Source organism: Pseudomonas sp. BF-R-24 (genome assembly GCF_019947335.1).
In the GTDB taxonomy this organism is placed as follows: domain Bacteria; phylum Pseudomonadota; class Gammaproteobacteria; order Pseudomonadales; family Pseudomonadaceae; genus Aquipseudomonas; species Aquipseudomonas jessenii.
Genome location: NZ_JAGYGG010000006.1, coordinates 235,680 through 244,290, shown reverse-complemented (window position 1 = coordinate 244,290; position 8,611 = coordinate 235,680). Strand labels below are relative to the sequence as shown.

10 protein-coding genes are annotated in these 8,611 nt (G+C 58.0%); 1 reads left to right on the top strand and 9 read right to left on the bottom strand.

Going from position 1 to position 8,611, the window contains the following annotated elements:
- Nucleotides 1-141: 141 nt before the first annotated feature.
- The 5 genes from KGA98_RS07675 to colR all read right to left on the bottom strand — a co-directional run bounded on the left by KGA98_RS07675 (nucleotide 142) and on the right by colR (nucleotide 3,860).
- Nucleotides 142-369 (bottom strand): hypothetical protein, encoded by a 228-nt coding sequence (locus KGA98_RS07675; protein ID WP_079246712.1) that lies wholly within the window; start codon nucleotides 367-369, stop codon nucleotides 142-144.
- A 2-nt stretch (nucleotides 370-371) separates the two neighbouring features.
- Nucleotides 372-1,085: a lipopolysaccharide kinase InaA family protein gene (locus KGA98_RS07670; protein WP_223501964.1), complete on the bottom strand. Its 714-nt coding sequence runs from the start codon at nucleotides 1,083-1,085 to the stop codon at nucleotides 372-374.
- Nucleotides 1,086-1,089: 4 nt separating this feature from the next.
- Nucleotides 1,090-1,758 carry a class I SAM-dependent methyltransferase gene (locus KGA98_RS07665; protein WP_090457527.1) on the bottom strand — a complete coding sequence of 223 codons (669 nt, stop codon included), beginning with the start codon at nucleotides 1,756-1,758 and terminating at the stop codon, nucleotides 1,090-1,092.
- Between the two features lie 154 nt (nucleotides 1,759-1,912).
- Complete coding sequence (locus tag KGA98_RS07660; protein ID WP_057713451.1) at nucleotides 1,913-3,187, bottom strand: sensor histidine kinase; 1,275 nt, start codon at nucleotides 3,185-3,187, stop codon at nucleotides 1,913-1,915.
- Nucleotides 3,177-3,860: a two-component system response regulator ColR gene (gene colR, locus KGA98_RS07655; protein ID WP_007985839.1), complete on the bottom strand. Its 684-nt coding sequence runs from the start codon at nucleotides 3,858-3,860 to the stop codon at nucleotides 3,177-3,179. The genes KGA98_RS07660 and colR overlap by 11 nt, the downstream gene beginning before the upstream one ends.
- A gap of 218 nt (nucleotides 3,861-4,078) precedes the next feature.
- Here colR and KGA98_RS07650 point away from each other — a divergent pair, with 218 nt between their 5' ends.
- The gene (locus tag KGA98_RS07650) at nucleotides 4,079-4,822 is read left to right on the top strand and encodes a phosphatase PAP2 family protein (protein WP_223501963.1); all 744 of its coding nucleotides are present in this window, start codon (nucleotides 4,079-4,081) and stop codon (nucleotides 4,820-4,822) included.
- A gap of 230 nt (nucleotides 4,823-5,052) precedes the next feature.
- Here the strand turns inward: KGA98_RS07650 and groL are convergent, their stop codons facing one another.
- The 4 genes from groL to KGA98_RS07630 all read right to left on the bottom strand — a co-directional run bounded on the left by groL (nucleotide 5,053) and on the right by KGA98_RS07630 (nucleotide 8,557).
- Nucleotides 5,053-6,690 (bottom strand): chaperonin GroEL, encoded by a 1,638-nt coding sequence (groL, locus tag KGA98_RS07645; RefSeq protein WP_223501962.1) that lies wholly within the window; start codon nucleotides 6,688-6,690, stop codon nucleotides 5,053-5,055.
- A 50-nt stretch (nucleotides 6,691-6,740) separates the two neighbouring features.
- On the bottom strand, nucleotides 6,741-7,034 hold the full coding sequence (locus KGA98_RS07640; RefSeq protein ID WP_007985847.1) for a co-chaperone GroES: 294 nt from the start codon (nucleotides 7,032-7,034) through the stop codon (nucleotides 6,741-6,743).
- Nucleotides 7,035-7,282: 248 nt separating this feature from the next.
- Nucleotides 7,283-7,759 (bottom strand): FxsA family protein, encoded by a 477-nt coding sequence (locus KGA98_RS07635; protein ID WP_008053539.1) that lies wholly within the window; start codon nucleotides 7,757-7,759, stop codon nucleotides 7,283-7,285.
- Between the two features lie 66 nt (nucleotides 7,760-7,825).
- Nucleotides 7,826-8,557, bottom strand: a complete 732-nt coding sequence (locus tag KGA98_RS07630; protein WP_150813351.1) for a HugZ family protein — start codon at nucleotides 8,555-8,557, stop codon at nucleotides 7,826-7,828.
- Nucleotides 8,558-8,611 lie beyond the last annotated feature (54 nt).

Genomic DNA, 8,611 nt, shown 5'->3' with positions numbered 1-8,611 from the left:
ATTCCAGTCAACCTCAATGTCGACTGACAGATCGCCTTCGCGAGCAAGCCCGCTCCCACACAGGTCAGTGTTGAAGCCCGAAGTCAGGGCAATAAAAAAGGCCTCGCATCAGCGAGGCCTTTCATTTTGGCTTCAATCGGTTCAACTCTGCGGCCTCAATCCCTGAGAAAGTCCGAACATGAACAGCAACAAGTCATGATCGGGTCGAGTGGCCACGGATGCCTTGGCAATCCGTGGCAACGGACAATGTTCTTCTGCGTTTATCGAGCTGAGAACCTGGGGGCGTGGTTGCTCCCAGGTTGCCATCGCGATCGATGCAACTGCCAAGGCTCCTACCAGAAACAAACCTCGTGCAATTTCGAGTTTCATCGCTATAAACCCTTGATAGCGCTGCCAAACGCCGTCTCATAAAAGTAGATGAGTTTTTCCCAGTCTGCGTCGCTGAACGACGAGTGGCGACGCAATTGCTTCATGTCATGGACAGCTGCGCGATGGGCCGTCAAACGCTGTCGGCATTTCTCCAGATCGATCAGGGCCACTTCGACCTTGGCCGTCTCGCCCTCACCGGTCACGCGAACGAATACGTGCTTGTCGTAAATACAACCGTGCTGCCAGCGGCCCTTGTGCATGCGAGCCAGGTTTTCAGCCAGGTCCTTGAGCACTCGTTCGTTTATGGCTTCACCATGACGCTCGCGACCGCCACCGGCGTACCAGCGATCGATTTCCTCGAAGCCGTCCAGCGACTTGGTGACCAGCAAGGCACGCCACTTGTGCACAGGATCGCGCTGTGCGCCACAGAAAACGATTTCCGGAACCCGTACGCCAAGCGCGGTCACACCGGTGAGCGCAGCATGCTCGCGCATGACCGTCGGCCGCCCGAAAGGGTGCTGCAAGCTACGATGGATATGCCCGGTCTGGCGCTTGACGTAGAGCAGTTGACCATCACTGCCCATCAGGCGTTGAACGCCGCTTTCCCCGCCGCGCCGGACGTTGGGTTCTTCTACCCATTCACCGCGCTGATTCCAAAAGTAATCGAAGCGGTCCCGGGGAACGACTTCCGTTTCTGCTGCACACTGCACTGCCATCCTGTTACCTCTTGCGTAATACGTAAACTCGCCACATGGCATAGAGCGGCAAAAAGTCCAGTTGTTCCTGGATTCGGAAACCCGCCTGCTCAAATTCCTTCTCTACGGTAGCGGCCGGTAACACAAACCGGTTTTGGTAACCTTCCTGCCCACGGGTTTTCTCCGAACGCTTGCGTTTCCAGGCCTTGAAGTTGCCATCGACCCACAGCGAAAGGATCACGCTGTCACGGGAAACCCGCTCGAATTCACGCAAAATAGCCATGCGATGCTTGGCTTCACCGACGTGGTGGAGCAAGCGCATGCAAAAAATGCTGTCGACGGCGTTGTCCGGCAAGGCGATGTCGAATACAGATGTGTGCAAGGGTTGTACCCGCTTCACCACATCGGCAGGTTGCGCCTGGGTTGCGACCTTCAGCATGGACGGCGAGTTATCGGCACCGATGATCACACGGTTGGATTTTTCCGCCAACAAGGGCCAAAAACGCCCAGCACCACAAGGCAAATCGAGGACCAGACCAGGCTCGCCAACCAGAGCCAGTGCCTTGCGCGCCAGTTGTTCGTCACGCCAGTGGGACAATCGACGGCCGAGACCCTCCTGGTGTTTGCGCAAATAGCGTTGCGCGTGTTGATCGTCGTACTTTTCGGAAAAATCGAGCTTGATCGGGCCGTCCATCATCAGGTCTCCTGAACTTCTGATAGCAGCTACCTTAGATTTTGTAGTGTCGGCGTCTGGTCATCCATTTGTGAAAATATCGTTATGGGAAAACCTGAAATATTACAGGGTTTTACGGAATTGACAGGGTTTGCTGGACGCCTGACTTAACAGATCAAGTTCGGGACAGCTCCACCTGAAAACGGCAGCCACTGGGCTCCATCGTAGTCAGGCTGACGCTCCAGCCCTGGTTTTCACAAATCCGCTGCACCAGTGAAAGCCCCAGGCCCAAGCCTTCCCCGCGTTTTTCAGTGCCCCGAACGAAGGGTTCGAACATTGCCTCGCGTTTTTCCTCGGGAATGCCCACACCGCTGTCTTCGACCAGAAATCCCGTGCCCGTCAGGCTCAGGCGGATGAAGCCCCGTTCTGTGTAGTGCAAGGCGTTGCGCAGCAAGTTACCCATCACCGCGTGCAGGAGCGTCGCATTGTAGCCCTTGGCCTCAGGGTTGCCCGGTTCGAAGATCAGTTTCAACCCTTTGCTTTCAATGGGGCCGCGCCACAGACCGACCAGGCCCTCGGCTACTTGGCCCAGGGGCTGCTGCGGCGACATGCTGTTATCTTCGCGCTTGGCGCGGGCCAGCATCAGGAAGGTTTGCACCAGCTCACGCATTTCTTCACATGCCCGGGCAATGCGCTCGACCTGGGCGCGACCGCGCTGATCGAGACCAGGGTTTTCCAGCAACAACTCGCAGGAACTGGCCAGGATCATCAGGGGCGTACGCAATTCGTGGCTGACGTCGCTGGTGAACAAACGCTCGCGGGTCAGGGCCTGACGCAAGCGCCCGAGGGTGGCGTCGAAGGCCACGGCCAGTTCGCCCACTTCGTCGGCGGCATAATCCGGAGCCAAGGGAGGAGCCAAACCCAGCAGTTGATCGCGATGGCGTACCTGGCGGGCCAGCCGTACCACCGGCGCCATGACCTTGCGTGCCAGCACCCAGCCGAGAAATACAGCCAGTGCCAGGCTCAGTACGAAACCCACCAGCACCACGGCAAACAGCACCCGCTCGCGCTCTTCAAAATCGCTCTGGTCCTGCAACAGCACGTAACGTCGGCCGTCGACGATTTCGACCATGGCGTGGTACGACAGGTTTTCACGGAACACTTCGTGGAAACCCGGCTCCAGATGCCTCAAATCCTTGGGCAAATTGAAATCGCCTGGTCCGTTGCTGAAGTAGAACAATTGGTCCGGTTCGGGGCGGTGGCTCCAGTCCGTGACATTGTCCATCAGCAACAGGCGCTGCAAATCGCCGCCCAGACCGGCCGAAATCAGTTTTTCCTCCACCAGGTGCACGGTCGCCACGATGCCCATGGCAAAGGCACCCGCCACCAGTGCGCTCATCAGCGCAAAGGCAATGATGATGCGTTGAGCAAGGCTCTGCTTAAACTCCATCACGGCCCTCGGCCAGGCGATACCCCACACCGTGCACGGTTTGCAGTAATGGTTTGGCGAACGGCTTGTCGATCACCTGGCGCAGTTGGTGGACATGACTGCGCAGGCTGTCGCTGTCCGGGCAGTCGTCGCCCCAGAGCGCTTCTTCAAGAATTTCACGGCGCAACACATGAGGGCTTTTCTGCATCAACACGGCCAGCAACTTCAGGCCGACCGGGTTGAGTTTCAGCAACCGGCCTTCGCGAGTGACTTCCAGTGTGTCGAGGTCGTAGCTCAGGTCGCCGACCTGCAAGGTCCGCCGCCCGCCGCCCTGGGTTCGGCGCATGACCGCTTCGATACGCGCTGCCAGCTCAGACAGGGCGAACGGTTTGATCAGATAGTCATCGGCGCCGGACTTGAAGCCCTGCAGACGGTCATCCAGTTGATCGCGGGCCGTGAGCATGATCACCGGCGTTTCGCGGCGAGCATCCTCGCGCAGGCGCTTGCACAGGGTGTAGCCATCGATGCCGGGCAACATGATATCGAGCACGATCAAATCGTAGTGCTCGGTGGCCGCCAGATGCAGGCCCGACAGACCATCCTGAGCGCAATCGACGGTATAGCCTTTGAGCCCCAGGTAATCGGCCAGGTTGGCCAGGATATCGCGGTTGTCTTCAACCAATAGAATTCGCATGGGTATCTCTCCGTCCACAGTAACGGCCGTCGTGGCCCGCGCAGCTTAAGGCGAAGTTCCGCTCAGGGCTAGGACTGAGTGAAGCCCAAAAGCGCGGAAATTGACCGATTACAGCCTTAACGAGTTTTTCACCGGCGATTCACACGCTGGCGACAGAATCGGGTTCAAACTCTGCGCGGCTGCGCATTTGAGAACATTTCACTGATCAAGGAACTAGCATGGTTTCGACCCTTGCCCGCCCTGCCCCTCGTCCGCTCAATTTCTGGGTGTGCCTTGGAGTCCCCGCCGTAGCTGCGATCATTCTGGTATTGCTCGAATTGACCAGTCTGGACATGGACCTGGCCAAGCTGTTTTACGACCCGGTCACCGGGGAATTCATCGGACGTCACAGTTACTTCCTCGAGGACATCCTGCACGATCGCGCCAAGCAAGTGGTCATCGCCTTCTCGGTGTTTGCCATCCTCGGTTTCATCGCTTCGTTCTTCATGGCCAGGCTCAAACCGCGCAAGCGGGAACTGGGTTGCCTGGTATTGTCCCTGGGCCTGGCGACTTCCTTTGTCACGCCCATGAAAGCAGTGACCGCGGTGCAATGCCCATGGAGCCTCGAACAATTCGGCGGTCACGAAACCTACAGCGAACTGTTGAGTCCTCGCCCGCACACCGATAAACCAGGGCGTTGCTGGCCCGGCGGCCATGCGGCCACCGGCTTCACCCTGTTTGCCCTGTTTTTCGTACTGCGCGACCGTCGCCCGCGCATGGCTCGCGCAGCGTTGGTCTTCGCCTTTGCCCTCGGCTCGGTGTTCTCCATCGGGCGGATGATGCAGGGCGCGCACTTCTTCTCGCACAACGTGTGGACGGCGGTGTTCTGCTGGCTGATTTGTTTGGGGTCGTATTACTACGTTCTGTATCGACCGGCCTTGAGGGCGGATCGCGTGGCAAGTGCAGAACCTGTCAGCGCCTGACCTGACGCCTTCGCGGGCAAGCCACGCTCCCACAGGATTTATGCAGTTCCTTGTGGGAGCGGGCTTGCTCGCGAAAGCGGAATGTCATTCAGCATCTATATCGACTGACACACTGCCTTCGCGAGCAAGCCCGCTCCCACAATGGATCGATGTGAACATTGAAGTCCGGGCAATAAAAAACCCCGCCTGCTTTCGCAGACGGGGTTTTTTCGTACAGGGGTAAGGCTGGCTTACATCATGCCGCCCATACCGCCCATGTCTGGCATACCGCCGCCAGCACCGCCGTCTTTCTTCGGTGCATCAGCAACAGCGGCTTCGGTGGTCAGGATCAGACCGCCGATCGACGATGCAGCTTGCAGCGCGGAACGGGTGACCTTGGTTGGGTCCAGGATGCCCATTTCGATCATGTCGCCGTATTCGCCAGTCGCAGCGTTGTAACCGAAGTTACCTTTGCCGTTCTTGACTTCGTTGACCACAACGCTTGGCTCGTCACCGCTGTTGGCAGCGATCTGACGCAGCGGTGCTTCAACGGCACGACGCAGAACAGCGATACCTACGTCCTGATCAGCGTTGTCGCCTTTCAGATCGTTCAGGGTTTGCAGAGCACGGATCAGCGCAACGCCACCGCCAGGTACCACGCCTTCTTCAACGGCTGCACGGGTAGCGTGCAGGGCGTCTTCAACGCGGGCTTTCTTCTCTTTCATTTCAACTTCGGAACCAGCGCCAACCTTGATCACTGCAACGCCGCCGGACAGCTTGGCCAGACGCTCTTGCAGTTTTTCACGGTCGTAGTCCGAGGAAGTTTCGGCAACCTGAGCACGGATCTGAGTGATGCGTGCTTCGATGTCGCCGTGTACGCCAGCACCGTCAACGATGATGGTGTTTTCCTTGGACAGGGTCACGCGCTTGGCGCTGCCCAGGTTTTCCAGGGTTGCGCTTTCCAGGCTCAGGCCGATCTCTTCGGAGATAACGGTACCGCCGGTCAGAACGGCGATGTCCTGCAGCATGGCCTTGCGGCGATCGCCGAAGCCTGGAGCCTTGACGGCTGCGACTTTAACGATGCCACGCATGTTGTTCACAACCAGAGTCGCCAGGGCTTCGCCTTCAACGTCTTCGGCCACGATCAGCAGTGGACGGCCGGCTTTGGCAACGGCTTCCAGCACTGGCAGCATTTCGCGGATGTTCGAGATCTTCTTGTCGACCAGCAGGATCAGCGGGCCGTCCAGCTCAGCGACCATGGTCTCTGGCTTGTTGACGAAGTACGGGGACAGGTAACCACGGTCGAACTGCATGCCTTCAACAACCGACAGTTCGTTTTCCAGGCCCGAGCCTTCTTCAACGGTGATCACGCCTTCTTTACCGACTTTTTCCATGGCTTCGGCAATGATGTCGCCGATGGAGTTGTCGGAGTTGGCCGAGATGGTGCCGACCTGAGCGATAGCCTTGGTGTCAGCGCATGGCTTGGACAGGTTTTTCAGCTCTTTGACGATGGCGATGGTCGCCTTGTCGATGCCGCGCTTGAGGTCCATCGGGTTCATGCCGGCAGCGACGGCTTTCAGGCCTTCGTTGACGATCGACTGAGCCAGAACGGTAGCGGTGGTAGTACCGTCACCAGCGTCATCGTTGGCACGGGAGGCAACGTCTTTGACCAGCTGCGCACCCATGTTTTCGAAACGGTCTTCGAGTTCGATTTCTTTGGCGACGGAAACGCCGTCCTTGGTGATGGTCGGAGCGCCGAAGCTCTTCTCGATGATCACGTTACGGCCTTTCGGGCCCAGGGTCGCTTTTACTGCGTCAGCCAGGACGTTGACACCCTTGAGCATTTTTTTACGGGCGGAATCGCCAAACAGAACTTCTTTAGCAGCCATGATCGATATTCCTTAAATACTTTGTAGTAGCGGGAAAATGAACGGGGGTATCAGCCTTCGATAACGGCGAGAATTTCGTTCTCGCTCATTACCAGCAGGTCTTCGCCGTCGACTTTCACAGTGTTGCTGCCGGAGTAAGGACCGAACACAACCTTGTCGCCCACTTTCACGGACAGTGCACGCACTTCACCGTTTTCCAGTACGCGGCCGGTGCCTACAGCGAGGATTTCGCCGCTGTTGGCTTTTTCAGCAGCCGAACCTGGCAGGACGATACCGCCAGCGGTTTTCTTTTCTTCTTCGCTGCGACGGATGACGACGCGGTCATGCAGAGGACGAAGCTTCATTGTCGATCTCTCCTAATTGTGGTTTTCATCGGCCGGTGTAGTCCCGGCGGGTTTAACAAAGGCCGGCGGTGCCGGTTGCGGTTCGTCAAGCGAACCGCGGAAGTCTGTCTGGCTTGTTCGCCAGAAACCTTGCGGTGACCGTTACATAAGGGCGCATAAGCTTATTACAAGGGCGGCGACGAAAAAATTTTCAGGTCGATGCCCCGCAAACGAACACGGCACCCGAAGGTGCCGTGTCGATGTGCGTATTACTTGGTATCGCGGTGTTCGAACTCACCTTCGATCACGTTGGGCTCGCGGCCCAGCGGCTCGCGAGGCGCCGGGCCGCCACGGGCCTGGAGGTCGTCGGCGAACGCTCGCTGACGCATCGCCTGCTCTTCGGCGCGCTGGCGCATTTTATTGGCCAGCAGGCGACGACTGAACGGCAGCAGCATGAACAGGCCGATCACATCGCTGATGAAGCCCGGAAGAATCAGCAGGCCACCGGCCAATGCCAGCATCAGGCCTTCGAGCATGGTCTGGGCCGGCAGTTCGCCGCGGCTCAGGCTTTCACGGGCACGCAGGGCCGTGGCCAGGCCGGCGATGCGCAGCACAAACACGCCGAACATCGAGCCGAGAATGATCAGCAGCAGGGCCGGGAAGAACCCGATGGACCCTGCCACCTTGACGAATACGAACAGCTCCAACACCGGGAACAGCAGAAAGAGCAACAAAAAAGGGCGCATCAAATGGTTCCTCAACGCAAGAATGCCTTGCCAGTTCACCTTAGATGACGTCGCCGTTTCGTGAATTCAAGCGTCGGCCACTTCATTTTTCGGCCAATGATCGGCGTGGGCCAGAGAAACCAAGGCTTCGCGAACTTGTGTCGGCGTATTACAAGGCGCTTGGAACGGTAACCAGTACAGACTTTGACCGATGCGCAGGTGCATGCCTTCACAATCGATGCCGACCATTTGCGCCGGCACGTTTTTCGGCAGCCCGGCCAGATCGACGTAATGGGCGATGGCCTTGGCGTGATCGGCGTTCATGTGCTCGACCATGCTCACTTCGGCCTTGCCGGCGAACGGGTTGGCCAGGGTCAGGTCGTTGACCCAATGAATCGCGCCAAAACCGCCGATGTAACGGTGGCGTACAGGCTCAAGCACCCAGAAATCGAAATCGTGGGCCTTGTGATAACCCTTCGACTCCGGGAAGTAGCGGTAGTAACGCTCGGAGGCAGCGTCGATGGCGGCTTCGTCTTCGAGCTGTTGCGCCTCAGCCAGGTAAGTCAGTCGACCAACGGCCTGGACATCTTCGGCACCACGTTCGCCGACAAACAGCGAGCATTTCGGATCTTTTTGCAGATTATGAGTGTGCTGGGCGATGCGGCTGATCAGGATCAGCGGCCGGCCCTGCTCGTCCAGGCAGTACGGAACCACGGAACCGAACGGAAAACCGGGCATTGATTTGGAGTGCGTCGAGAGCACCCCACGGTATTCCTTGAGAAGCAATTCTCGTGCATGCTTAGCCGCTTCAACGCTCAATTTATGACTCCTTAAATAGAATCCGTCAGAAAAACGGACGAGCTGCTGGCGAAA